The sequence below is a fragment of the Agarivorans sp. Toyoura001 genome (genome assembly GCF_005405585.1).
Taxonomy (GTDB): Bacteria; Pseudomonadota; Gammaproteobacteria; order Enterobacterales; family Celerinatantimonadaceae; genus Agarivorans.
In genome coordinates this window covers 100,959-125,180 of record NZ_BJEQ01000005.1, presented here as the reverse complement: position 1 = coordinate 125,180, position 24,222 = coordinate 100,959, and the positions used below count along the sequence as shown (strand labels likewise).

At 44.2% G+C, this 24,222-nt stretch carries 23 protein-coding genes; 17 read left to right on the top strand and 6 right to left on the bottom strand.

The window, feature by feature from the left end:
- The first annotated feature begins 47 nt into the window (after nucleotides 1-47).
- Both FFR00_RS08595 and FFR00_RS08590 read left to right on the top strand, forming a co-directional pair.
- Nucleotides 48-593 (top strand): GNAT family N-acetyltransferase, encoded by a 546-nt coding sequence (locus FFR00_RS08595; protein WP_137672984.1) that lies wholly within the window; start codon nucleotides 48-50, stop codon nucleotides 591-593.
- 186 nt (nucleotides 594-779) lie between these two features.
- The gene (locus tag FFR00_RS08590) at nucleotides 780-1,838 is read left to right on the top strand and encodes a hypothetical protein (RefSeq protein ID WP_235836187.1); all 1,059 of its coding nucleotides are present in this window, start codon (nucleotides 780-782) and stop codon (nucleotides 1,836-1,838) included.
- 89 nt (nucleotides 1,839-1,927) lie between these two features.
- Here FFR00_RS08590 and FFR00_RS08585 read toward each other — a convergent pair whose 3' ends face one another.
- Nucleotides 1,928-2,857, bottom strand: a complete 930-nt coding sequence (locus FFR00_RS08585) for a polysaccharide lyase family 7 protein (RefSeq protein WP_137672983.1) — start codon at nucleotides 2,855-2,857, stop codon at nucleotides 1,928-1,930.
- 353 nt (nucleotides 2,858-3,210) lie between these two features.
- On the opposite strand from FFR00_RS08585, the gene FFR00_RS08580 reads away from it, so the two are divergent.
- From FFR00_RS08580 to FFR00_RS08530, 11 genes are all read left to right on the top strand, one after another.
- Nucleotides 3,211-3,639 (top strand): GFA family protein, encoded by a 429-nt coding sequence (locus tag FFR00_RS08580; RefSeq protein ID WP_137672982.1) that lies wholly within the window; start codon nucleotides 3,211-3,213, stop codon nucleotides 3,637-3,639.
- A gap of 124 nt (nucleotides 3,640-3,763) precedes the next feature.
- On the top strand, nucleotides 3,764-4,666 hold the full coding sequence (locus tag FFR00_RS08575) for a dienelactone hydrolase family protein (RefSeq protein WP_137672981.1): 903 nt from the start codon (nucleotides 3,764-3,766) through the stop codon (nucleotides 4,664-4,666).
- A 313-nt stretch (nucleotides 4,667-4,979) separates the two neighbouring features.
- Entirely contained in the window at nucleotides 4,980-5,777 is a 798-nt protein-coding gene (locus FFR00_RS08570; protein WP_255437869.1) for an arginase family protein, read from the top strand.
- Nucleotides 5,777-6,241 (top strand): N-acetyltransferase, encoded by a 465-nt coding sequence (locus FFR00_RS08565; protein ID WP_137672980.1) that lies wholly within the window; start codon nucleotides 5,777-5,779, stop codon nucleotides 6,239-6,241. Before FFR00_RS08570 ends, FFR00_RS08565 begins: the two co-directional genes overlap by 1 nt.
- Nucleotides 6,242-6,388: 147 nt before the next feature.
- On the top strand, nucleotides 6,389-7,435 hold the full coding sequence (locus FFR00_RS22020) for a bifunctional transcriptional activator/DNA repair enzyme AdaA (protein WP_137672979.1): 1,047 nt from the start codon (nucleotides 6,389-6,391) through the stop codon (nucleotides 7,433-7,435).
- Nucleotides 7,428-7,808 carry a luciferase family protein gene (locus tag FFR00_RS08555; protein ID WP_137672978.1) on the top strand — a complete coding sequence of 127 codons (381 nt, stop codon included), beginning with the start codon at nucleotides 7,428-7,430 and terminating at the stop codon, nucleotides 7,806-7,808. The genes FFR00_RS22020 and FFR00_RS08555 overlap by 8 nt, the downstream gene beginning before the upstream one ends.
- A 115-nt stretch (nucleotides 7,809-7,923) precedes the next feature.
- Entirely contained in the window at nucleotides 7,924-9,789 is a 1,866-nt protein-coding gene (locus FFR00_RS08550; RefSeq protein WP_137672977.1) for a putative nucleotidyltransferase substrate binding domain-containing protein, read from the top strand.
- A gap of 8 nt (nucleotides 9,790-9,797) precedes the next feature.
- Complete coding sequence (locus FFR00_RS08545) at nucleotides 9,798-10,499, top strand: 3'-5' exonuclease (protein WP_137672976.1); 702 nt, start codon at nucleotides 9,798-9,800, stop codon at nucleotides 10,497-10,499.
- A 22-nt stretch (nucleotides 10,500-10,521) separates the two neighbouring features.
- A complete protein-coding gene (locus tag FFR00_RS08540) occupies nucleotides 10,522-10,791 on the top strand; it encodes a hypothetical protein (protein ID WP_137672975.1) in 270 nt (89 codons plus the stop codon).
- A 78-nt stretch (nucleotides 10,792-10,869) separates the two neighbouring features.
- Nucleotides 10,870-11,355: a GNAT family N-acetyltransferase gene (locus FFR00_RS08535; RefSeq protein WP_137672974.1), complete on the top strand. Its 486-nt coding sequence runs from the start codon at nucleotides 10,870-10,872 to the stop codon at nucleotides 11,353-11,355.
- Nucleotides 11,356-11,597: 242 nt separating this feature from the next.
- The gene (locus FFR00_RS08530) at nucleotides 11,598-12,113 is read left to right on the top strand and encodes a shikimate kinase (RefSeq protein ID WP_137672973.1); all 516 of its coding nucleotides are present in this window, start codon (nucleotides 11,598-11,600) and stop codon (nucleotides 12,111-12,113) included.
- Nucleotides 12,114-12,355: 242 nt separating this feature from the next.
- Here FFR00_RS08530 and FFR00_RS08525 read toward each other — a convergent pair whose 3' ends face one another.
- Nucleotides 12,356-14,134 carry a sodium:solute symporter family protein gene (locus FFR00_RS08525; RefSeq protein ID WP_137672972.1) on the bottom strand — a complete coding sequence of 593 codons (1,779 nt, stop codon included), beginning with the start codon at nucleotides 14,132-14,134 and terminating at the stop codon, nucleotides 12,356-12,358.
- Nucleotides 14,135-14,611: 477 nt separating this feature from the next.
- Here FFR00_RS08525 and FFR00_RS22015 point away from each other — a divergent pair, with 477 nt between their 5' ends.
- Together FFR00_RS22015 and FFR00_RS08515 are read left to right on the top strand one after the other, a co-directional pair.
- Nucleotides 14,612-15,334 carry a FadR/GntR family transcriptional regulator gene (locus tag FFR00_RS22015; RefSeq protein ID WP_137672971.1) on the top strand — a complete coding sequence of 241 codons (723 nt, stop codon included), beginning with the start codon at nucleotides 14,612-14,614 and terminating at the stop codon, nucleotides 15,332-15,334.
- Between the two features lie 551 nt (nucleotides 15,335-15,885).
- Nucleotides 15,886-17,721, top strand: a complete 1,836-nt coding sequence (locus FFR00_RS08515; RefSeq protein ID WP_137672970.1) for a polysaccharide lyase family 7 protein — start codon at nucleotides 15,886-15,888, stop codon at nucleotides 17,719-17,721.
- A 51-nt stretch (nucleotides 17,722-17,772) separates the two neighbouring features.
- Here the strand turns inward: FFR00_RS08515 and FFR00_RS08510 are convergent, their stop codons facing one another.
- Nucleotides 17,773-18,027 (bottom strand): hypothetical protein, encoded by a 255-nt coding sequence (locus FFR00_RS08510; RefSeq protein ID WP_137672969.1) that lies wholly within the window; start codon nucleotides 18,025-18,027, stop codon nucleotides 17,773-17,775.
- A gap of 310 nt (nucleotides 18,028-18,337) precedes the next feature.
- On the opposite strand from FFR00_RS08510, the gene FFR00_RS21810 reads away from it, so the two are divergent.
- Complete coding sequence (locus tag FFR00_RS21810) at nucleotides 18,338-18,538, top strand: hypothetical protein (RefSeq protein WP_201798717.1); 201 nt, start codon at nucleotides 18,338-18,340, stop codon at nucleotides 18,536-18,538.
- The gene (locus FFR00_RS08505) at nucleotides 18,517-18,951 is read left to right on the top strand and encodes an SDR family NAD(P)-dependent oxidoreductase (protein ID WP_201798716.1); all 435 of its coding nucleotides are present in this window, start codon (nucleotides 18,517-18,519) and stop codon (nucleotides 18,949-18,951) included. Before FFR00_RS21810 ends, FFR00_RS08505 begins: the two co-directional genes overlap by 22 nt.
- Nucleotides 18,952-19,083: 132 nt before the next feature.
- On the opposite strand, the gene FFR00_RS08500 is transcribed toward FFR00_RS08505, so the two are convergent.
- The 3 genes from FFR00_RS08500 to FFR00_RS08490 are packed head-to-tail and all read right to left on the bottom strand — an operon-like array spanning nucleotide 19,084 to nucleotide 24,203.
- Entirely contained in the window at nucleotides 19,084-19,713 is a 630-nt protein-coding gene (locus FFR00_RS08500) for a CDP-alcohol phosphatidyltransferase family protein (RefSeq protein ID WP_137672968.1), read from the bottom strand.
- A gap of 48 nt (nucleotides 19,714-19,761) precedes the next feature.
- A complete protein-coding gene (locus FFR00_RS08495) occupies nucleotides 19,762-22,821 on the bottom strand; it encodes an error-prone DNA polymerase (RefSeq protein WP_137672967.1) in 3,060 nt (1,019 codons plus the stop codon).
- Nucleotides 22,821-24,203 carry a DNA polymerase Y family protein gene (locus FFR00_RS08490; RefSeq protein WP_137672966.1) on the bottom strand — a complete coding sequence of 461 codons (1,383 nt, stop codon included), beginning with the start codon at nucleotides 24,201-24,203 and terminating at the stop codon, nucleotides 22,821-22,823. The genes FFR00_RS08495 and FFR00_RS08490 overlap by 1 nt, the downstream gene beginning before the upstream one ends.
- Nucleotides 24,204-24,222 lie beyond the last annotated feature (19 nt).

Here is a 24,222-nt window from a genome sequence, read left to right as displayed (position 1 = left end):
ATGAAGTGCTTGTACAAAACAGCAGTAAAGATTATTAGGAGTGTGTTGTGAGTAATGCGCCTATACCAAACTTGAGTATTTACAGTACCAAGCGACTCTATGTGGAAGCTGCTGATGCCGCTTACATTGCAACAAACAAACCTTTGCTTATGTTGCGCGCTGTGGAGTTACTCACTCCAGCAGTAACCAGTGAGTTGCCGCCTTATTTCCAGAACGTAACCGACTTAGGTAAGGCTGAGCAATGGTTAACACAGGTGAGCCAAGGCAGTCGCTTGTTTGTGGTAACGAAAATGAGTGACCAACAGGTGATTGGTTTTATGTTTGTTTACCCTGATGACCAAAACCGCGCGCATTTAGGGTACTTACTGGGTGAAAATTATTGGCGGCAAGGTTTTGCGCTAGAGCTGCTAAAGGGTTTTATTACTTGGGCAGAGCAGGAACGAGAATTTACTACTGTTATTGCAGGCGTAAGCCAAGATAATACTCCCTCTCAAAAGTTATTAAATAAGCTAGGATTTTCCACTCAAGGCGGCGCAGATAACACTGCTCAGTTTTATCACTATCGTTTAAAAAATAGCGAAAATAGAGAATAAAACGGTTCGGGTCACTACGATCTCCGCCAAAATGTACTGAACATGGCTTAAAAGCGCCTGTTTTCTATTCATTCGGTCGTTTTGCTGATAAAACTTTGATTAATAGGTTAGGCTAGCTCTACGCTAAATAGCAGCTAAGCTGCTGTTTTATACATTTATTTAAGTATTTACTAAACTTTAAAGCCGATGCCTATCTATTCTGTTCGATCTCTTATTCAATCAACCATCACTGTTCGTTGTTTATTGCTAAGCCTTAGTGCTTTAGTCACTATTGCTCCGGTTAGCGCAAAAACCTTGCTTAAGCCCAGTGCAGATAGTTACTTCTCTATTACTGGTGGCAGTGGTGTTACCCATCTAGATGACGGCGCAACAGAAGAACAAGAGAAGCAACAATTTCGCTCCTTTGATATTCGTTTTGGCCAGCATTTTCATCGCAATTGGCGGGTCGATTTAATTCACGCCAATGAAGGTCACCCATATAACCATCATCGAGATGGGTTTTCTGCTCACGCTACCTATGTGTATGTGCCTTCAGATGCTTTTCGCTTAGAAGTTGGTGCTGGCCCGTATATGTCTTTCGATACAACAGTGGATGAAACAGGCTTAGAGTTAAACGAAAAAAGGGTGGGGGCGATGAGTACATTGGCCTTTATCTATCCCTTAAAGCGCTTTAGCGAAAGCGCGCATTTGCGCTTGCAGTTAAACAGCTATCTTATGTCTGCACGACCAAACGGCAACTCCCTACTGATTGGTGTGGGTTGGGATATCGATAACTCAGATTACCAGCCAAGAGAAGCACGCTATCGCTGGGTTGATGACGTTTGGGCCTCAGTGATGAATGTAAAAATTAATCATGGCGGACCTGAAACCAAGGTGGGTTATAGCGTAGATATGGCCAAGCGCTTCCATAACAACCTTGCCTTATCACTGGGTTACATTGATGAGGGTGGCTACAACGGCGCAACAGACCGTAGCGGATTTACCACGCAGCTATGGAAAATTATTCCTCTGGGTAACAACTTTGAAGGCAGAATGGGCGGTGGTGGTTACTTTGTCGTAGACAAGGTTGAACACACCAGCGCTTATGATTTGAAAGGCATTGTGAGCTTTGGTGCTAATTACTACCCGCATTGGTCATTTTTCGATGATGGTTACTTTGGGGTAAGTATTAGTCGGGTGATTGACCGTAAAGGCCACCAAGATGATGCCGACTTATTCCGCTTTAGTGTGGGTAAACGTTTCTAGCGCTCATTATGGCTGAATAGAAAAAAGCGCATTGAACGTTTAACTTCAACGCGCTTTTTTATTGGTTGTATAGCTACAATGGCTTGTGTTTATTTAGCCGCGCCGTGAGTGACGTCTAAGCTGTAAAACGTTGCTTGAACGTAGTCTTCTGGGTCACCAGAGCGGTTTTGATTGTATACACCCGCTTTGAAATACATCCATTGGTCTTCTAAGCCGTAGCCAGAATTTTGCATATCTACTTTTTGCACCACATCGGCTTTGCCTTCACGGCTAATCGTTACTGTCATATCAGCGCCATTAATGTCAATTTCGTAAGAGAACTTCTCGCCTAAAGCGATACCGTCATCATATGACTTAGCGATGTCTTTATCTTTTTGTTTCCAGTAATTTGGTTTAGTTGGGCCAATCATTGGGAAGGTAATATCATCGCCACCATTTGGCTCGTGGCTTATCCATACCGAACCCGTTTCATGGTTAGGCAGTTTACGGTAGTAAATTTTAACTGGCTCATCATCGGGTGCATGAATTTGACCAATAATAACGCGGCCTTGTTGCCAAATTTCACCGGTAGAGGTTACGTGATCAACAGACAGAGTCGCTTTTAAGTTACCATCCACACCCGCTGCATTTTTCAATGAATCTGCTGACTCGTTATGACCAAATACCCAGTTGTTACCGTTAACGCCTTTAGTTTTGTGGCTGGTGTTGCCGCAACGCATCATTTCACGAAGCTCTGAGCGAACATACTTCGTTTTTTTAGAGGTTTTTATCCCTTGAACAGGAGAACGGAAAACAACGCCGTCTTTTGCTTCATTTACGTAAAAGTAATCAGCGTGCATCGCGCCTTTAGCGATCTCTTTTTCACTGAATTCAGTAGGGCGATCGCCATTGTCTAAAGACACTGGCAACGTTACTTTCCAACAAGATAGGTCTAGCACCTCTGCTGGCGTGGTATTGGCAGCGGATACACTAGTGCTTAAAGCTCCTAGCATCATAACAGCAAGAGTTTTTACTTTCATAAGCTCACCTTCAACTACTTAGATTGATATTTTGTACTACAATAACACCAAGATACCTCTGGTTAAAAACCAAGGTCAATTAGAGCTTGTGCTAAATGAGACATCAAACTGTCTTCACTCAAATTATCAGCGTTTAATTGAGCTGATGTATCAAACTCAAAGCAAGGTTCTAGGCTTGGAACAACGTTGTTAAGCCCATTATTAAAACACCATTAGCTGCATTTGTTAGTGCCATAGCGTCTTTCAACTAAGGTATTTTAAGTTTTTTGGGAGAAGCATATAGTCACTGCTGCCTCAGTAATACTCGCTACACTTAAGTTGTTCAGTAAGCAAGGAAACCAAGGGGGGGATGTATGCAAGAAGCCGATATAGAGGGGAGCTGTTTATGTGGAGAGGTGCACTACCAAATAAACGGCAATTTAGGCATTTTTCAATACTGTCATTGCTCTCGATGTCGTAAATTTACCGGTAGTGCCCATGCAGCTAATTTGTTTGTATTGCCCAGCCAGTTTAGGTGGTTGGCCGGTGAAGACAAGGTTCAGCAGTATCAACCTGAGCACACTAAGTACTTTGCTACTGCCTTTTGTCGCACTTGTGGTTCGTCTTTGCCTTGGCTAGCGAAAACGGGCAAAACTATGGTGATCCCAGCCGGTACCTTAGACCAGCACCCCAATATAGAACCGATTCAGAATATTTTTTGTGCCGATAAGGCACCTTGGTTTGTCGACAACCAGCAGCTTCCGCAATTCGCTGCATTACCACCGCGTAAACCCAAAGCATGAATGGATATTTGCTTATCTAACTTAAGTGATCGAAGTGATAGTTTGTAAAGTAATACTAAGTACTTTTAATTGAGCTAAAGTAATACATTAAACCAAAAGGTAGGAGCAAGTGATGGAAACACCAATGACAGGACCGCAACACAGCAAACCACAGTATGCCATTCCTCAAGAGGCCTTTGATTGGTACGACGAGTATGCTCATGGCCTTATTGACCGCCGTACTTTTTTAGCGCGCTTATCTAAATTAGCGGCTGTGGGGTTTTCCATGGCGGTGCTGTCGTCTGCCTTGTTACCTAATTATGCCTTGGCAGAACAAGTGTCGTTTAACGACCCAGAAATAAAAGCGCAGTTTGCGACTTTTGATTCCCCCAAAGGGTATGGAGAAGGGCGTGGCTATTTAGTGATGCCTACCAATTTGCAAGGAAGCGCTCCTGTGGTCTTGGTTATTCATGAAAACCGAGGGCTTAATCCTTATGTTAAAGATGTCGCGCGACGTTTAGCGAAAGATGGCTTTATCGCCTTTGCACCAGACGCGTTACATAGTTTAGGCGGCTACCCTGGCAATGATGATGAAGGCCGCAGTATGCAAAAATCTTTAGACCGCGCCAAAATTGAACAAGACTTTTTAGCTGCCGCTAGTTTTTTAAAAAGCCATTCTGCCAGCAACGGTAAGTTAGGTGCAGTTGGTTTTTGTTTTGGTGGTTATGTGGTGAACATGCTGGCTGCGCGCATGGGCACAGAGCTTAATGCAGGCGTACCGTTTTACGGCACCCCTGCTGCAAAAGAGTTAAGAGCCAACATTAAAGCGCCGTTGCAGATTCAGTTAGCTGAGTTAGATAAACGGGTAAACGCTACTTGGCCTGAGTACGAGCAAGACTTAAGGGCCAATAACGTCGACTTTGACATGCATATGTACGCGCAAGCCAATCATGGATTTCATAATGACTCCACAGGCCGTTATGACAAAGACAACGCTGAGCTAGCGTGGAACAGAACCATCGCTTTCTTTAAGCAGCATTTAGCTTAATTAATCCCATCTAGGGCTTTGCTTATTGGTGTTAGCAAAGCCCTTTTTATTTTAGATTTGTCTGCCACGGTAGCTGCCCACTTCATTTTCCCGTTTAATCAATAGATTACTGATGAATAAGTTATTTGTTAGTGGTTTAATTGATCTCTACTTTTAGCGTTAGCTACCACTCGCGAGTTTACCTAATATGACCAAACGCTTTGACATCATCGGTGCTCCCTTCAATCATTTAGGTTGCGTGACCACTAAGCAAAATACCGTAGATGGTCTTAGGCAAGCTAGCTAAAATACTTGGGTAGGGCTATCGAATTGGATTGATGTTAGAAATAGCTGCTGGAATGCGGACATTAAAGATTGCGGTGATGTGAGCCCTTCTTGTGAGGTATTACGCTTGCTTGAGGCAGAACAAAACGTAAGCGCCTTAGCGGATTACGGAGGCGCGCTTTGCGCTGCCGTACTCAATAGTTTTGACCAAGGGCGCACTCCCATCACTATTGGTGGGGACCATTCTATCGCGGTGGGCACACTGCAGGCGGTAATGACCTTTTATCAGAAACAACGGGACAAAAAGGTAGCGGTTATCTGGGTGGACGCACATGCAGATTGTAACGATAAGCTAGATGGCAATTTGCATGGTAAACCTTTAGCGATGCTTATGGACAAATACCCCGATAAAGCGTGGGAAATAGATCCAGAACGAGTGCTTAATCCTCAAGATATTTATTACATTGGGGTACGAGATGTAATGCCTAACGAGCAACGGTTGATTAGCGAACTTGGTATTCGCCATTACGGTATGCCAAGCATAGATAGCTTAGGTATAAACGGCGTTATTTCTAGTTTGATGACTGAGCTAAATGACAACTACGATCATATTTATTTGTCTTTCGATTACGATGCATTAGACGGCAGTATTTATAGAGCGTGCGCTACGCCTAATGTAGGTGGCTTAAGCGCCAGAGAGGCAATCCACTTGGTCTATTCGGTTGCATCTAGCCCTAAATTTGTCGGCGCTGACTTTGTAGAATATATGCCAGAACTGGATGACAATGGAGTATCCAAAGAACTGATGATTAAGCTGATAGATGCAGTGTGGGGATTTAGAACCTAATGGTTACGCTACGGGCAATTACCGCTAAGGAGTTTGCAGACTACTGCGAGTATTTTGTTGATGATTACAGCCGCGATATCGCAGCGAATCAAGGGCACTCTAAAGAAAGGGCGTTAGAGTTAGCCCAACAAACACTAGAACAAAGCTTTCCGCAAGGGGCAGAAAGCCAAGGCCACCAACTGTTGTGTATCGAGCAACAATCAGAGTTGATTGGTTATTTATGGCACTCTATTCAAGCCAGTGACCAGTCCACTTACATTTACGATTTTTATGTTTTCCCCAAGCAGCGCAACAAAGGGTTTGGGAAACTGGCGATGAAGGCGCTTGAACAGCAGTTGACGGGGTTTGGTATTAACCAAATCAAGCTTAGAGTCGCATTTAGTAATCAGCGCGCGTTAGCATTGTACCAAGAGATTGGTTTTGTGGTTACCGGCTACAACATGTCTAAAACCATTACCCAGTAGGTAAAATCTAGTTGGCTTTTGGCGCCGTTATTTAGCGGATTGCCTAACAACGGGCCGGAGAAAAAATACTTGTTCATTTTTCGGTAGCCGTTAAATCTACACTGAGTTATTTTGGTTTTATCAACTCTTATTAAGCAGTAAAGGTTTATGGAACCACTAAGCTTTCAGCAAAAGTATGACGCAATGAGCCGCAAGGATGCTCAGTACGAAGGGGTGTTTTACACCGCAGTAAAAACCACCGGTATTTTTTGTCGGCCAAGCTGTCGAGCGCGCAAACCTAAAATTGAAAACGTCACCTTTTACAACAGCGCGCAAGAAGCTCTGCAACACGGCTATAGAGCCTGTAAAGTATGCAAACCGATGCAAGCTTTAGACGAAGCCCCAGATTATATAAAAGCGCTGTTAGATGATATTCAGCAAGATAATTTCACGCGGATAAAAGACGGTGATTTGCGCGCCCGTAACCTAGACCCGGCTCAAGTGCGCCGCTGGTTTAAGAAGCATCATGGGATTACTTTTCATGCCTATCAACGCATGGTGCGAATTAACTCGGCCTTTAGCCAAATTCAACAAGGCGACAGCATTAGTAATTCAGCCTTTGATTCAGGTTATGAATCCTTGAGTGGGTTTAACGAAGGCTTTAAAAAAGTGTTTGGTGGCGCGCCAACTGGCAAAACCAGCAACGTGATTAATATTGTGCGTTTTACCACGCCAATTGGGCCCATGTATGCCTGCGCCACTCAGCAGGGGATCTGTTTGTTGGAGTTTACCGACCGCCGAATGTTGGAGACCGAATTTAACGATCTCACTAAACGTTTAAAAGCCGTTATTCTGCCAGGAGATAACCCTCATCTGGATCAAGTTCAGACAGAAATTGCTGAATACTTTGCTGGAACCCGCAAACAGTTTGACGTAGCGCTAGACACCCCCAGTACCGAATTTAGGCAATTGGTATGGCGTGGGCTAATGGATATTCCCTATGGCGAAACACGCAGTTACGGCCAACAAGCAGAGTACTTAGAGGTACCTAATGCCGTGCGCGCGGTAGCCTCGGCCAACGGCCAAAACCGTATTAGCATTATTATTCCCTGTCACAGAGTGATAGGTGCCAACGGCCAGCTAACAGGCTACGGCGGTGGTATTCATCGTAAAGACTGGTTGCTGAAACATGAAGCAGGTTTGCGCAATGGCTAAACAAGAAAACTCAGAGCAAATTGCCGCTTTACAGCAGCAGGTAAAGCATTCTTACTCGCGACTAAAACAGCAACTACATGCTTGGCTGTTAGCGCAAGCGGGTATTAGCGAGACGTTTTGGCCAAACGACAGCGGAGGCTTTTACGGCTTTGTTTATAAGGGCAAAGAGTTTGCTCACTTTCATCAAGGTGATGAGTTAGATTTAAAACTCGGGCGAACAAGCATTGCTGAACATGGCTTGCAGCATCCTGAATTCTCTGTATCCCATCCTAAACGCAGCCCTGGTTCGGCCTGGATAGAGCTTGGTTTTTCTGACCAAGGCTCTTTGCAACAGATACAAGCTTTGGTCCTATTGGCTATTGCGCCTCTATAGTTGTCACTGTTCTATTGTTGATAAGTGGTTAAATGGGCAGCAAATTCGAGTTGGCTCATAGTAATTACATATAATAACAATATAATAATACTATTACTGTAAATAGGTTATTACCATGCCGCAAACACTGTTGCCGAACATTATCGAATTTTTGTCGCAGATTTATCCATTTAATTTATTGCCGCCAGCCTTGCAGCGGCAAATTGGAGAGTCGGTAACCATTAGTTATTTGGCGCGAGGCGAGCAAATTCGCTTCGGTTCAGATAAATCAGAGTGTTTCCTATACATTATTCGCACCGGGGTAATGGAGCAGCGTAAACCTGATGGGGTGTTACGCTCAAAACTCGGCGAAGAAGACTTATTTGGTTTTACTTTTTTAGAGCCACTAAAAGACGCGCTAGATGGCTATAGTGCAACAGCGATAGAAAATACCTTGCTGTACATGGTGCCGCATACCGAGTTAACCCAACTGCTTGAGCAACACCCAGAATACGCCGACAGCTTTGCTTCTAAAGCGCGAGTACGCCTGCAGTCGGCGCTTAACGTGGTGTGGTCTGACAACGAGAAAGGCTTATTCTTTAAAAAGGTGTCGGAAGTTGCTAGCGGAACGGTTGCTGTGGTCACTGCTGATATGTCGATACAAGCGGTGGCGAACGAAATGCGAGTGCAGTGCCGCTCGTCTACCGCGGTGATTAAAAAAGACGGTGTTATATGCGGCTTAATCTCAGACCGTGATATGACCAAACGGGTGATTGCCGAAGGCTACGACATCACTCGCCCGATTAGTGACGTAATGACCTCGCCAGCTGTCACCACTAAACCGAACGATCTTATTCTTACCGCCGCCTCACTGATGATGGAACACAACATTCGCAGCTTACCAGTGGTGGAGAACAATCAGGTATTGGGCTTGCTCACTACTTCACATTTAGTGCAAAAGCACCGCGTGCAGGCGATCTTCCTGATTGAAAAAATTAAGTACACCGAAACTGTAGAAGGGCTAGCAAAACTTACTTCAGAGCGCCAAGCCATATTTGAAGCACTGGTCGAAGGCAAGGTGAGGGTAGAGGTAATAGGCCGAGTTATGGCCATGATAATGGATGCCTATAATCGCCGACTGATTCAAATGGCCGAAGCCAAACTAGGCGATCCACCTTGTGCATATACCTGGGTAGTAGCGGGCTCTCACGCTCGTAACGAAGTACACATGTTGTCTGATCAAGACAGTGCTATTATTTTGCCAGAGAACGTTAGTAAGTCTGACCGCATGTACTTTACCCATTTAGCCATGTACGTGTGTAATGCCATGGACACCTGTGGTTACCCCTTATGTACCGGCAAGTTTATGGCAGCGACACCAAAGTGGTGTCAGCCGATTAATGTATGGACAGAGTATTACCGTAAATGGGTGTCTAACCCTGAATACAGCATGTTGTTAAACGCCACGGTGTTTATGGAAGTTCGCAGTATATATGGCGACGCCAGTTTGTCGGAGCAGCTTCAGCAGCATTTGTACGCTCTGCTTAATAACAATAAAACCTTCTTAAACTCACTGGTCACAGACTCTGTATCGGTACAACCACCCCTAGGTATTTTTAACAACCTAGTGTTGGAGAAGGGCGGCGAACACAGTGAAATGCTTGATATTAAAAAGTACGCCTTATTGCTTATTGTCGACTTAGGCCGCATTTACGGTTTAGCGGTCAATAGTGACGATACCGGCACCGAGCAACGCTTCACCAGTGCTGCAAAGAAAAAAATACTCAGTGAAGACGCCCTAAAAGACGTACTAGGCGCTTATCGGTTCATTACACAACTTAGATTCCGCCATCAACTTAAAGCGTTAAAGCAAGGTTCTGCGCCAGATAACTATATTGCCCCTAAAAGTTTTGGTAACTTTGAACGAGAGCACTTAAAAGACGCGTTTCGCATCATTAATAACCTGCAAGATGCTGCTAAGCTGCGTTTTAGCGAAAAATAGGGTAAGCAATGTTCACACGTTTTAAACCACTGGCGAAGCTAGGCCGCGCCCGCGCAAAGGTGATAGCTAGTGGTGGTTTACCTAAAAAGTTTATTGGGCTGTTAGAAGCCACGCTTCCCAGTGAAAGCTCCAATATTAAAGACCTCGAGTTTCTCGCCTTCGATCTTGAAACCACCGGCTTGCACCCAGAAAACGATCATATTCTTAGTATTGGCTACACCGTGATGAAGAATTTGAGCATAGACCTAAACAGCGCCTCGCATTGTTACATCAACAGTGGCAACAAAGTTAAAGCAGAAACCGCGGTTATTAATCAGATTGTGCCAGAAATGCTCGCGCAAGGGATTAGCCTAGACCAAGCTATGGATCAGCTTTTTGAAGCGATGCAGGGCCGAGTATTACTGGTGCATGGCTGTTGTGTAGAGCAGCAATTTATTGATTATTACCTAAAGCAGCGATACCAGTTGAATACCTTGCCTTTGGTTTGGGTAGATACCCTAAGTTTAGAGAAATCTTTAATTGCCAATGCCAATCATCAAAAAACCGGGGATTTTCGATTGTCGGCCATTCGCCAACGTTATGGCTTACCCGAGTACCATGGGCACAATGCACTGATGGATGCGGTAGCCACTGGCGAGTTATTTCTCGCCCAAACTAAGCGCATTTTTGCAAAATCTCCGCAAGTGATTGGGTCACTGATTAAAAAATAAAGTTGTTACAAGGAAGGTAATAATGGATACACCTAAGAAGAAACGACCTTTTCTAACAAGGCTTGTTTGCGCGACTTGTTCAATGACGTTTCTCGGCGCAGCTTTCTATTTGCTTGTCTTTGGTTTCGAAGTAGCGGCAGCACTAATAGTGACGATTGCGTTTGGTGGCTTGGCAACTACCAGTGTTGTATACAGTGAAGGTTTGCTAGATTTTTTAGTTACTCTAACCGAAGTCTTTGTTGAAGGCCTTAGTGCTGTTTTCGAAGGAATCGCCAGCATTTTTAGTTTTTGATTTAGTTCGTGAGATATTAAAAGATGGTGTCAACCATCTAGTTTTCAGCTGTTAAGCTTTGAGAGGAAAATTTCAGCGGTGCGTGTTGTAAACTATAACAAAAATCGTTGGGGCGCTGCTGTTGCTGATTTGTTTGCCTCGATATACCCTGATTGGGACACTCAGCAATGTAACCGAATGGCATATGATGAAACCCATCCTTGGCATGTACTTACTTTGCTTGCTGTTGAAGGGTGTGACTTAGTCGGGCAAATCAATATTTTTAGGGTAGGCGAGTCAGCTGAAATGGCAAATGTCGGCTACCATGTTCATCCTCATTGGCACCGGAAAGGGGTTGCATCACTATTGCTAAGTGGTGCATTAGCTAAGATTACCAATATATTTAGTGATGGTTTGGTCATTCAGACTAATGAATCGAACATTGCGAGTATAGCGTTGGCAAGAAAACTCGGTTTCGTTGAGCTACCTAAGGAAATTTTCACTTACTATTGTCATTCACTTAAGTTTCATTCTGTTGATGACGGTGTTTGTTTCCATTTACCTTGTGCTAAAACAACCTTCTGACAAGTCCTCTTGTTGTTCAAAGAATCATGCTTGATTGTTTTTCACTCAACACCAATTGACAACGTCCTCTCCATCGTTAAGGATAAAGCTATGAATACTTATCTTACGCAAGCAGCGCTACGAATTATCATCATTCCTTAGGAATGGTGGGATTGTTAATGCGCTGTTGATGTGTAAAACCCACCCAAAGAGGTGGGTTTTTTGTATCTGCCTCATGAGGATTATTACTACAAGGAGTTCACATGAAGAAAATAGCGATTTTTGGTAAGCCGGGCAGTGGTAAATCCACCTTAAGCAAAGCGTTGGCCTCAGCGGTAGGCATTCCCTTATATCAACTCGATTCGCTGGTGTTTAAGGCAAATGGCGAAAGGGTAGCGCGTGAGATATATGACCAAACACATCAGGACATCTTGTCTCGCGAGCAGTGGATCATCGACGGCTTTGGTCCTTTAGCTTCCTTCAACCGGCGTTTAACAGCGGCAGACACTTTGATTTACATCGACCTGCCTTATCCAACCAGTTATTGGCTTGCGACTAAACGAATGCTTAAAGGCTTGTGGGTAAAGCCTGAGGGTTGGCCAGATGGTAGTTCGGTGCTAAAAGGCACGCTGCAGAGCTATAAAATGCTCAAGCTAAGTCCAACATTCTGGAATGATGATTTTGTAAAAGGCTTAACAGAGCGGTCTCAAGATAAAGAGTTGCATCATATTAAGAGTGTTGCTGAGCTAAATGGTTTTGTTAGGTGTGTGACTAAGTAGTGGCGTATACACTGGCAAATGGCGGCTTACTTTAAGCGAGAGCCTAGCAAACTCGTGTTGTTCGGCTCTTTAGAAAAAGCAAAAAGAAAAGCTAAGCAGGTTACGCTTAGCTTTTTATCTACTAGAAGAGACCCAGCTTTGGCGTTTTTACCAAGGCCTAGCACCAAAAAGGCAGTGTTTAGGCCAACACCCTAAACACTGCAAAAGAAGGAATGGTCAGTTCCTATATACTACAGGTCTTACTATGATTCTGATTCTACTGCTGGTTGGCTAGTAGGGGGTGTTTTGTTACTGGTGTTCGCTTTAATCAGTAGCACACCAACACAAAGGATAATGGCTCCACATAAGATAAACACTAAACGGTCACCCATGCTGTTTGGCAATACCACTAACAGCATAACAAAGGCACCTGCTGCGGCGATTAACTTACCTAACATGCTACGTTGTTTGTTATCTAGCACTTCTTGTTCTGCAGACTCGTTCACTAGTGGTGTATGCAAGTTGTTAAAGAACTTGTCTACATCTTTAGAACGCTCTTCGCTCAAGCCTTTGTAGAACAACTGAGACATTACAAAGAAACCACCGGTAAGAACAATGTGGCCAATTAGAGCAATGGCTACTTTAAGGTCTTTCCACTCACGGTTGGTTAAGTCTTGGTCTAGGTTGAAGATATCTTGGATATGCTCTGGACCAATCACAAAACCTACTACGTAAGATACACAAGCACCTACTAGTAGTGTTCCCCAGCCAGCCCAATCTGGTGTCTTCTTAATGAAGAAGCCAAGGAAGGCAGGAATGGTCATTGGGAAGCCAAGCATGGCACCGGCAAACATCATTGCGTCGAACAGGCTTAACCCTTTGAGCGAGTTAATGAATAGGGCGAATAAGATAATTAGTACACCAAACACTGTAGAGGTAATTTTTGAAACGGCGACTAACTCTTTTTCTGATGCGTCAGGGCGTAGTACTGGTTCGTAGAAGTTTTTAACAAAGATACCAGAGTTACGGTTAAGGCCTGAATCCATTGAGCTCATTGTTGCGGCAAACATTGCAGCGATAAGCAAACCTACCATACCTGCAGGCATGTAAAGCTCAACAAAGGCTAGGTATGCTGCGTCGGCAGCTTTGCTGCCCATTTCTGGGTGCATGGCGGCTAGATCTACGCCTTGGCCTGCTAAGAACCATGGTGGAATAAACCAAATCACCGGGCCTAAGGTCATTAAACAACAGGCTAACAAAGCCGCTTTTTTAGCATTTTTTGAATCTTTAGCCGCTAGGTAACGGTAAGAGTTAAGCATGTTATTGGTAATGCTGAACTGTTTAACAAAGATGAAGAATGCCCAAATAGTTAAGATGCTTACGTAGTTAAGGTTGTCACCAATAACGAAGTCACGCGGGAAGTCATCTAGAATGTTACCTACACCGCCAGAGTGGATAATGGCAACAATACAACAGGTTACTGTTACGGCCATAATCACCACCATCTGCATAAAGTCAGATGCGATTACCGCCCAAGAGCCACCCGTTACAGACATAATAAGTACGACTAAACCGGTTAGTACAATGGTCCAGGTCATGTCGAAGCCAAAAATACCAGAGGCAATAATGGCCAAACCATTTAGCCAAATACCGGCAGATACCACACTGTTTGGCATACCAGACCAAGTAAATACTTGCTCGTTATATTTACCAAAACGCATGCGGATTGCTTGAATTACCGTTACAACACGAAGTTGACGGAATTTAGGCGCGAAGTAGGCGTAGTTCATAAAGTAACCAAAGGCATTGGCTACGAAGATAATGGCAACGGCTAGGCCGTCGGTGTAGGCTTTACCGGCGGCACCGGTAAATGTCCAAGCACTAAACTGTGTCATGAAGGCGGTTGCACCTACCATCCACCACAACATCTTGCCGCCCCCGCGGAAATAGTCACTGGTATTATTGGTAAATGTACGGAACATCCAACCGATTGCGATTAGAAAACAAAAATAAATGAGTACGATAAGGACGTTTAAATCCATGCCTGTAATTCCTCTTCCATAGTAGATAACCTTACCTTAACAAGCACTATGGCATTATTGTATTACATAAGGAGCTAAGTGAGATTATGATCTCACTTTTATATCTTGTCAGATTGAAAACGTTATCTAGATCCCATCAAAATAGTCTCAAGCTTCTTATTTAATTTTTAGTTATCGGTGACTCTCTCGCACAAACAGTGTTTAGCTATTACGTTTAGGGGGAAGAGAAAATAACATTAATTGTAATACATATGTGGTGGTTTTTTAAGCGATACTGTCGGGAATAGGCAACACATTTAGTCATTTTTGGTAGTGACTGTATTGAAAAAAGTACAGTAATATCAAAATCCTATGTGCAGTTAGCTAGTGTAAATGTTGAAATCTGTTAACGTAGACACACTTTAGTTGAGCGGTATTGAATATGCTGCACTAAATTAATATGTATGGTTGATTTCATAGGATAGCAAAAGGACACCTATGGCTAACGAATTTGCAATGATTGAAGGCGCATCGCGCAGCTTACACTTACAGGTAGCAAGGGAAATAGCTAAAAGCATTTTGTCTGGCGCGCTTCCTCAAGACAGTATTATTCCTTCAGAGATGGAATTGTGTGAGCAGTTTGGCGTAAGCAGAACCGCGTTGCGTGAAGCAATTAAACACCTCAGCTCTAAAGGCTTGTTAGAATCGCGCCCCAAAATTGGCACCCGAGTGAAAACTAGGGACCATTGGAATATGCTGGATTCTCAGTTGTTAAGTTGGATGGCAGGGATAGGCGAAACCCAAGACCTGCTAACCGAGTTTTTAGCACTGCGACGTGCCATTGAGCCAGAGGCCGCAGCGCTAGCGGCAAAGAACGCTTCGGCTGAACAACGGGTATTGTTGTCTGAATGCTTTCAGCAGATGGTAGCCATTGCTAATGGCGATGAAGATGCCTCTGGTTGGGTACAGGCTGATTTACAGTTCCACCGTTTGGTTTACTTAGCAACCGCGAATAATTTCTATATTCCATTTGCTAACGTGCTGCAGGTAATGTTTGTGGGTTTCTTCAAACACTCTTCAAAAGAAGGGGGCACATGTATGGCCGAGCATACTGCTATTTATCAAGCCATTATGGCAGGTGACTCTGAAAAAGCCCGAGCAGCTAATTTAGAGCTCTTAAATAACAGTAAGCACCGCCTTCCAGAGGAAGATGTGGCTTAAAACGGTTAGTAATGAAAAAAAGCCTCGCGTCGCGAGGCTTTTTTATTTCATTTAGTTAGCTTACACCTTATATGCCATACAATTGGTAGCGTATTACCTCATTATATTTTGTCTTAAAAAATCACTAAATCCTCATTCATTACCGCTTTTGCACAAAAACATCCTGCCAACTTATTTCGTCCATTGGTTAAATTGACGGCTTACTCTGTAAATTCAGTGATATTTACATTAAATCACTATTCTTCGTTTAATTTACTGATTTTATTGCACTTATGTAATTGAAGTTAATTAACCAGGCTTAGTGAGCTGCCTCAAGTTTTTGGCAGAGAATTAGCTCGGTGGTCAGAAATGTGATCATCACAAAGGTGGTATTGTATTATTTATTGCTAAGGTTTATTTAACATTTCTAAGCAGTAGTGAATAGGAAATTACCGCAATGTGGTATAGCGGCTAGCCTGTTAGCGCATGGATGTGTAAGCGATGCCAACGACGAGAGCGAGGGCACGAAATGGACAGCCTTTATTGGGCGCATATACATAGGACATATAATAATGAAACTGACGCGAAATCGCATCACTGCTGGGCTAGGTGCCTTAGTATTGTTGCAATCTCCTGTATTGCTAGCAGAAACAATTTCTCTTACTAACCCCGGATTTGAAAGTAGCAGCCAATTTGATGGCTGGACAGATACCGATCCTTCTTCTTTGTCTGGTGTTGCTCAAACCGGGAGTAAATCAGTAAAAATTAACGGCAGTGGTGGAAGTGTAGAGCAAACGCTTAACATTGCGGCTAATACTTCCTATACGCTAACGGCCTTTGTTAAAGGCTCTGGCACTATTGGTTTGCGTTTTGGTTCGCAAGAATATACTAAGAAAATTAGCGCTAGCAGCGATTGGACGAAAGTGAGCGTAACCGCCAGTGCTGGCTCTGCTAACCAAGTGACGGTATTCGCAGAATACAACGGTGCTGAAGGCCGTTTTGATGATTTCTCTTTGAGCGGCAGTTCTGAACCTAGCTCTGTTACTCCGCCTGTCAGTGCTGGTTCATGTTCTTCGCCAGCTAACCTTACTATTGCGTCTGCCAGTGATAATGGCAGTAATGATGGTCATGGCCCAGAAAACGCTATAGACGGCAACCTAAGCACTGAGTCTCGTTGGTCATCTCAAGGTATTGGCAAGCAGATAGTGTTTGATTTACAAGCTAACGCCAATGTGACGAGTATGGATGTGGTGTTTTTAAAAGGCGACCAGCGTTCGAGTTACTTCGATGTGGCTACCTCTAGTGATAACAGTAATTGGACACCGGTATTAACGGGTGCGATGTCGAGTGGTATTGAAAGCGGTTATGAAAGTTTTGATATTAGCGACAGTGACGCTCGTTATGTAAGAGTTACCGGGCAAGGGAATTCTGCCAATAACTGGAATAGCATTATTGAAGCGAAAGTATTTGGCTGTATTGATGGAAGTGCTCCCGTTGACCCTGTCGATCCGGTTGACCCAGATCCCGTAGACCCAGTAGATCCTGCACCGGTTGATCCTAACCTTAATCCGTCTTTACCCCCATCGGGTAACTTTGATTTGTTAGATTGGACCTTAAGTGTTCCAGTAGATGATAACGGTGACGGTAAAGCCGATACGATTAAAGAACAAGCCTTATCAAGCGGTTATCAAAGCAGCGAGTTTTTCTATACAACGACAGACGGAGGCATGGTATTTAAAGCGCCGATTAGTGGTGCTAAAACATCCTCGAGCACCTCTTACACTCGCTCTGAATTACGTGAAATGTTGCGTCGTGGCGATACCAGCCATAGCACGAAAGGGGTTGGCAAAAACAATTGGGTATTCTCAAGCGCTCCTTCGTCGGCTCAAAATGCAGCGGGTGGGGTAAACGGGGTATTAGACGCAACCTTGGCAGTAAACCATGTAACAACCAGTGGTGATAGTGGTCATGTAGGCCGAGTGATTATTGGTCAGATCCATGCAAATGATGACGAACCAGTGCGTATTTACTTCCGTAAGTTAAAAGACAATGTACGTGGTTCAATCTACATTGCTCATGAGCCACGCAGTGGCAGTGAACAATACTACGAGATGATTGGTAGCCGAGACAATAGTGCCAATGATCCTGCAGACGGTATTAAATTGAATGAGCGTTTTTCATATCAGATTAAAGTAGTTGCAAATACCTTAACGGTAACTATTAGTCGCCCTGGTAAGAGTGATGTTGTTCAAGTGGTTGATATGAGTAATAGCGGTTACGATATCTCTAGCCAATATATGTATTTTAAAGCTGGGGTTTATAATCAAAATAAAAGTGGCAATGGCTCAGACTATGTTCAAGCAACTTTTTATTCTTTGAGTAATACCCACAATGGTTATTCTTACTAAGTTAACTGTTGAATAAATAAAAGCGGCAGCCTATGGCTGTCGCCTTCTATTTTAATGCGATGCATATATACGACGGCTGTATGATACGTTCTTAGGTCTAGTTAAATCGTTTACCTTGATGTAGCTATCTACTGTCGAATACTGTTTTATCGACGGCGCTGTGTACATGTTGCGCTGCATGTCCTCAGTTTTTTCCCACATGCTAATGGTAGAGTAATGCTTATTACAGCAAGGGCCGCTGGCCATACCTAGGCTAGAATAAAACATTCCCATAAATAAACTTAATGCGATTAGTATTTTATTCATTGTTCTTTCCTCTTATTGATTACACTTAAATAGAACGTTTGTTTTTGTGTTTATGTTCACGTTTATTTTAATTATTTTGTTTTTACTGCTTCTGAAATTTCGATGTTCTATTTAAATCATTTACTTAGCGCCTTTACCTGTTTAATTCGTTTTTAGTCTTTTAGATGCATTGAGCAAGTCACTGCTTGGCGATTTGCTAGGTAACTTACCTTGTGCCTCTGGTTTGTAACTCTGTTACTCGCGCCGTAAGCGTTAACTTAGCGTCATTCCAGAGCAGCAAGTGGCTGCACAAACAGAGTAGGGGTAAGCAATGAATCACTTTTTTAATTTAAATGAAAAGGTAGCGGTAATTACTGGCGGTACGTCTGGCATTGGTGCTGTAACTGCTGAGCGCTTAGGCGGAAGTTTTGTTAAAACCGACGTCTCTGATGAAACGTCGGTTAAAAACCTAATGGCTGTCGCCCATGATCTCTATGGAAAATCGATATTTTGGTTAACTGTGCTGGTGTAAATCGTGGTTACAACACGCTATTGGAGTCTGAGTACGGAGATTTCGACTTCAACTTTAAGGTTAATACCATGGGGGTGGTGTTTGGAATTAAACATGCGACTCCTCATATGCCAACAGGCGGTAGCATTGTGAATGTCGCCTCAGCCGCAGGTATGCAAGGGGGGCCATATTTAGCTCCCTATGTTAGCTCTAAGTGGGCAATGTTGGGTATAACTAGAACTGCCGCCTTAGAGCTTGGTGAGCAAAAAGCTGTGCCGCTTGGCCGAATCGCCGAACCAGAAGAAGTTGCGGCTATCATTCATTTTTTATCTGCGCCTGATTGCGTCTTTGTTAATGGCCAAACTATTGGTGTAGACGGTGGTTTTGCTGTAGGTATGAGCATGAATGCTTATAACTGCTTAGCCGAGAGTTAAGTTTACATAAACCGATAAGTATCTGGTGAGTGGTAATCACTGCCTGCTGCCACTTTGGTGCTTATTCATAGCTTTATTAGCCACCGGTAATACGCGGTATTACCGGTTTTTTTAGGTTCTAAAAACGCTTTGTTAGTCGCACTCTTTGGGGCTGGCGTCGATAAAAGTAGCTTTGGCCGCCAATATTCGAGTGACAGTGGTAATGCTGCACAATGCTGCAAAGGTAAACGCCAAAACGGCAAAGTACTGCGGAAACAAACAAAACAATACAAAGGTGGCAATGGTTTCGGTTCCCTCAGTTAACCCTCCCAGATAGTACAACGACTTATGCGGGTACACGGTATTATCTATGTCGCGTTTAGCGGCCATAATGGCAAAGGTTAAAAAGCTAGACCCGGTGCCCATAAATGTCCAAATAAGCACATTGGCTGCGATGGCATTTTGCTCTGGCGCGGCGAGGGCGAATCCCAATACAATGCCGGAGTAGAAAATAAAGTCACAGACAATATCTAAATATCCGCCAAAATCGCTACAGCCTTGTCGTCTTGCCAATGCGCCGTCTAAGCCATCAAAGATCCGATTGAGGATTATCAATAACAGAGCTATTTGATATTGTTGAAAGGCTAAAAATGGAATGGCACTTAAGCCAATAAAAAAGCCGATAATGGTGACTTGATTAGCACTAAGGCCTGCTTTGTCGAGGATTTGTGCGCTTAAATCTAATGGCGTCTTTATGATTTTTATGGCGTAGCGGTCTAACATTGTTGTCCTATTTACTTGCTGCTTAACTGTACATTGTCGTTGCTTAGTTCAGTGAAAATCGCGTGAACGCACTGAAAGATCGGCTAATAACCACGAACAGTCTTCTAGCTTCCCTGCAATAATGTGTATTACCTCATCGCAGCGCTCTAAACGACCATGAACCTTAAGTAAACGAGATGAGATAAGGGCTTGGCGCTGCGCTTTAGCGGTTGCTGACCAGACTATCACATTGCTGTTGCCTGTTTCATCTTCTAAGGTAACGAAGGTGACATCTGCCGAAGAACCAGGTCGTTGTCGACCCACGACTAAACCTGCCACCTTAACCAACTGACCGTGCTTACACTGATGTAATTGCGTTTGCGAGTAACAATTTTTTAGTGCTTGATGTTCGCGCAATAAATGCATGGGGTGGCGCCGTAAACTCAAGCGTGTAGCGAGGTAATCTTGTTTAATATCTTCAATTTCGCTAGGGGCTGTGAGGTTTACCTCGGCTTCATTGGGCATATCAAATAATGGCAGTGGCGCTTCTGTGCCACTCATTTGCCAGCGAGTTTGATGGCGATGACCCGCTAGGCAAGCAAAAGCATCGGCGGTAGCTAAAGACTCTAGGCTGGTTTTATCTAACTGTTGGGTGAGTTGATTTAAGTGGCTAAACCCTTGGCTAGGGCGGTTTGCTAATAGATGAGCAAATTTGCCTTTATTTAAGCCCTTAATTTGTTTTAAACCCAGCCTAATCGCCCCTTTAGCATGTTGACTGTAATCAAGGCTATGCTCCCAATCACTTTGGTTTATATCGATAGGTAGAATGGTTACGCCATGGCGCTGAATATCTTGAATTAGCTGGCTAGGGCTATAAAAACCCATGGGTTGGCTATTGAGTAAGGCACAGCAAAACGCGGCGGGCTCATGACATTTTAACCAAGACGATATATACACCAATAATGCAAAGCTGGCGGAATGCGATTCTGGAAAACCATATTCGCCAAAGCCTTGAATTTGTGAAAACACGCGCTCGGCAAAATCTGCAGGGTAGCCACGTGCTTGCATACCGTTAATCAGTTTGTCTTTAAAGTAAGCCAGTTTGCCGTTACGTTTCCAGCTGGCCATTGCGCGGCGTAACTGATCGGCTTCGCCGCCACTAAACCCTGCGGCCACCATCGCGAGTTTAATCACTTGTTCTTGAAAAATAGGCACGCCTAGGGTTCTGGCTAATACCGACTCTACTTCGGGGCTAGGGTAGTCTACAGTTTCTTCACCATTACGCCTGCGTAGATAGGGATGCACCATGTCTCCTTGAATGGGGCCTGGGCGAACAATGGCCACTTCAATGACTAGGTCATAATAGTTACGCGGTTTTAGCCGCGGTAGCATGCTCATTTGCGCCCGCGATTCCACCTGAAAAATTCCTACACTGTCACCTTGGCAGAGCATGTCGTAGGTGGCCTTATCATCTTGAGGAATATCGCTAAGGCTAATGGTGTGTTGTTCTCGCTGGCTTAAACTGGCTAAACAGCGGCGAATAGCACTTAACATGCCAAGGGCGAGCACATCTACTTTCATTAAATGCAGTGCTTCTAAGTCGTCTTTATCCCATTGAATTATGGTTCGGTCAGGCATGGCGGCATTTTCTATCGGCACTAAATCGCAGAGCTTATCCTGCGCAATCACAAAGCCGCCAACATGCTGTGATAAGTGCCGAGGAAAACCACGTAATTGCGATACTAACTCTGCAAAGCTGCGGGCATTATTTTCGGGTAACAAACCCGCCTGCACGATCTTATTCACCGTATTGCTGTTGCCATCGCGCCAATCAATATTGTGGTTTAGCCCATGTAAAATGTGCGCGGGGATCGCCAAGGCTTTACCTATTTCGTTAATTGCACTGCGAGTGCGATAGGTGACAATACTGGCTGCCAACGCTGCACGGTCACGGCCATATTTGTTGTAGATATATTGAATGACTTCTTCGCGGCGTTGGTGCTCAAAATCAACATCAATATCAGGTGGCTCATCGCGTTCTTTTGAAATAAAACGCTCAAACAATAAACCCACTTGCTGGGGGTTAACTTCGGTTATGTTTAAGCAGTAACAGACCACCGAGTTAGCGGCCGAACCGCGCCCTTGGCAGAGTATTTTTTGGCGCCTTGCATACGCCACAATGTCGTAGATAGTGAGAAAGTAGTGCTCGTAATGTAGCTCACTAATTAACGCCAGCTCATGTTCTATTTGTGTGCGTAACTCTGTCGATAGGTTATCTCCAAAACGTTGCTTAATGCCTGCTTCTACTAGTTGACGCAAATATTGCTCGGCGCTGTAGCCTTTAGGGACATTGTCTTTGGGGTATTGGTAGCGTATTTCGTTTAGGCTAAAGCTGCACTGTGCTGCCAGTGTTGCACTGCGTGTTAGCTCTTCGGCCAAATAGCGCTGTTGTAAATGCGACCACTGTAATAAACGCCGCTCGGCATTGCTGCTAAGTAAAAAACCTGCCTGCTGTACCGTGCTGTGTTGGCGAATGGCATCGAGTATATCGGTTAGTTTTTTTCTATTAGCAAGGTGCATGCGGGGGTTGATAGACGCTACGCAATCTATTTGTTGTTGTTTAGCAAGCTGGCGAAAGTTATCAAGCAGGCTAACAGGTTGCGATAAATCGTTATGCAGCAGCAAATAAATAGGCTGCTTCAGCTGCTGTTTAAGTTGACTAAGTTGAGTGGCTTGCAGATTTTTATTGGCTTTTACCAGCACCAAACACTGATCTAAGCCTTGATCAAACTGCGCCAAACTTAGTTGATAGCTGCCTTTTTTACTGTGTTTTCTGGCCTGAGTAACAAATCGGCAAAGTTGCTGATAAGCATTAAGGTTTTTAGCCAATACCACTAATTGGCATTGCTCATCGGTAGTGAATTGGCTGCCAATGATCAAGTTAATATTGAGTTGCTCGGCCGCTTGATGAGCTCGAACGACACCACTTAACGAGCAATCATCGGTAATTGCGATGGCTTGGTAGCCATAGCGTTCAGCTTGTTCCACCATTTCTTCTGGGTGAGACGCGCCATACAAAAAACTGAAGTTACTTTGTGCGTTAAGTTCGGCAAAAGGGAGAGTACTCATTAGGCAAACCAGCCATGTAAAAACCACTGTTTATTTTCTTGGAAAATCCACGCTATGCCTTGCTGCGGGCATTGCGCCATATAGTAATCTCGATTAATGCTTTGTTCGTCCCACCAACCACTGGCGATACGCTCTGGTGGCGAAAGCAAAGTGAAGTGCCGAATATTAATAGGTTTTAACTGAGGCAATAGCCAGCAGGGCCGAGGAAATAGGCTCGGGTAGCTAAGCGTGTCTTGCTGTTGCAGAGGTAAATACTGGCTGGCACGCTCGGGGCGATAATCGGCTTGGCAACTTAAGCGGCTGATGGTGTGCTCGCCTAAACGTACGCTGAGCTGATCAAACAATAAGTTGTCATCGCTGGATTGCTGCTGTTCAAATAGGCTACTCACCTCACTACCTAATGGATAAAGCGCCTGGCAATATAGGGAAAACTCAAGCACCGCCGCAGGCAGGCGTAGCGTGTCTAGTTTTAGCCTAAATAGGGCTAACCAATCTTGGCTGGTTTGTAATAAGCGAGCGCTTTTAAGGCTTACTTGCTCACTGGGTTTATCGCGAAAAGATAAAGTAAGCAGTAAGGTGTTACTGCTTAACTGGCGCTGCCTTAACCACTGCTGTAAATGCTGGCAGGCTTGCTTGAGGGGAAAGCTTAAACCTTGAATAGTGTGAGTTTCACTTAATAAGGGGAAACGTTGTTGATAGCAGGCCTTTGTTTGAATAAAAGTAAACGGCGTATTTTGCAACCCCAGCGCTTGGTCTAGAGCACCTAAGCTCTCTTCACCAAGGCGTTTACGCAATTCGGGACGGGGCAGGTTGCTAAGTTGTTTGATGGTATATAAACCCATTGCCTGCAAGCTAGTGACTTGGGCACTAGGAAGATCGCTATAACTTAAAGCGAGGTCGGGCAAATGCTTGGTACCTGTTTCAGGGTGCTTTATATCTTGCGAGCGCACTAACCAACGCGCGGCTATGGCTGTTTCTGCGTAAGCGATGCGAAAACTAACTTGCTGGCGCTGATAATGTTCTGCTAGTTGTTTTAGGTGCTTTTCTGGTTGCTGATAAATACTCAACATGCCAGCCCCGCTGATATATAAACCCTGCTCTTCATGTAAAGCCACTTGAGCACAATACTGTAAAGCTTGTTGAGCCAAGCTGTCGAAATAGGACTCGCATGATAAATCGGCTTGTTGGTACAAATGTAATTGTGGCGCTAGTTGGTAGGCTGTGTTTAGAGAGCTACCTAAATAGACACCTAGCTGATAAGCGACTTGGTTAAGTTGAATGATCTGTTTGTTGTGATGAATCGCCAAAGCGTGCTCAGCGGGGTGCTCGCGCTGTAGTAAGTCCAGCGCGAGCTGAGGAAAATCAAGGTAAATCCAGTACATGTGTTGCTTGCATCATTAG

Excerpts from the sequence above, each read along its gene's own strand:
- FFR00_RS08500 (WP_137672968.1), bottom strand. The coding sequence starts at position 19,713 with ATGTTAGACCGCTACGCCATAAAAATCATAAAGACGCCATTAGATTTA.
- FFR00_RS08590 (WP_235836187.1), top strand. The coding sequence starts at position 780 with ATGCCTATCTATTCTGTTCGATCTCTTATTCAATCAACCATCACTGTT.
- FFR00_RS08545 (WP_137672976.1), top strand. The coding sequence starts at position 9,798 with ATGTTCACACGTTTTAAACCACTGGCGAAGCTAGGCCGCGCCCGCGCA.
- FFR00_RS08540 (WP_137672975.1), top strand. The coding sequence starts at position 10,522 with ATGGATACACCTAAGAAGAAACGACCTTTTCTAACAAGGCTTGTTTGC.
- FFR00_RS21810 (WP_201798717.1), top strand. The coding sequence starts at position 18,338 with ATGAATCACTTTTTTAATTTAAATGAAAAGGTAGCGGTAATTACTGGC.
- FFR00_RS08585 (WP_137672983.1), bottom strand. The coding sequence starts at position 2,857 with ATGAAAGTAAAAACTCTTGCTGTTATGATGCTAGGAGCTTTAAGCACT.
- FFR00_RS08525 (WP_137672972.1), bottom strand. The coding sequence starts at position 14,134 with ATGGATTTAAACGTCCTTATCGTACTCATTTATTTTTGTTTTCTAATC.
- FFR00_RS08530 (WP_137672973.1), top strand. The coding sequence starts at position 11,598 with ATGAAGAAAATAGCGATTTTTGGTAAGCCGGGCAGTGGTAAATCCACC.
- FFR00_RS22015 (WP_137672971.1), top strand. The coding sequence starts at position 14,612 with ATGGCTAACGAATTTGCAATGATTGAAGGCGCATCGCGCAGCTTACAC.
- FFR00_RS08495 (WP_137672967.1), bottom strand. The coding sequence starts at position 22,821 with ATGAGTACTCTCCCTTTTGCCGAACTTAACGCACAAAGTAACTTCAGT.
- FFR00_RS08565 (WP_137672980.1), top strand. The coding sequence starts at position 5,777 with ATGGTTACGCTACGGGCAATTACCGCTAAGGAGTTTGCAGACTACTGC.
- FFR00_RS08555 (WP_137672978.1), top strand. The coding sequence starts at position 7,428 with ATGGCTAAACAAGAAAACTCAGAGCAAATTGCCGCTTTACAGCAGCAG.
- FFR00_RS22020 (WP_137672979.1), top strand. The coding sequence starts at position 6,389 with ATGGAACCACTAAGCTTTCAGCAAAAGTATGACGCAATGAGCCGCAAG.
- FFR00_RS08575 (WP_137672981.1), top strand. The coding sequence starts at position 3,764 with ATGACAGGACCGCAACACAGCAAACCACAGTATGCCATTCCTCAAGAG.
- FFR00_RS08490 (WP_137672966.1), bottom strand. The coding sequence starts at position 24,203 with ATGTACTGGATTTACCTTGATTTTCCTCAGCTCGCGCTGGACTTACTA.
- FFR00_RS08510 (WP_137672969.1), bottom strand. The coding sequence starts at position 18,027 with ATGAATAAAATACTAATCGCATTAAGTTTATTTATGGGAATGTTTTAT.
- FFR00_RS08580 (WP_137672982.1), top strand. The coding sequence starts at position 3,211 with ATGCAAGAAGCCGATATAGAGGGGAGCTGTTTATGTGGAGAGGTGCAC.
- FFR00_RS08550 (WP_137672977.1), top strand. The coding sequence starts at position 7,924 with ATGCCGCAAACACTGTTGCCGAACATTATCGAATTTTTGTCGCAGATT.
- FFR00_RS08515 (WP_137672970.1), top strand. The coding sequence starts at position 15,886 with ATGAAACTGACGCGAAATCGCATCACTGCTGGGCTAGGTGCCTTAGTA.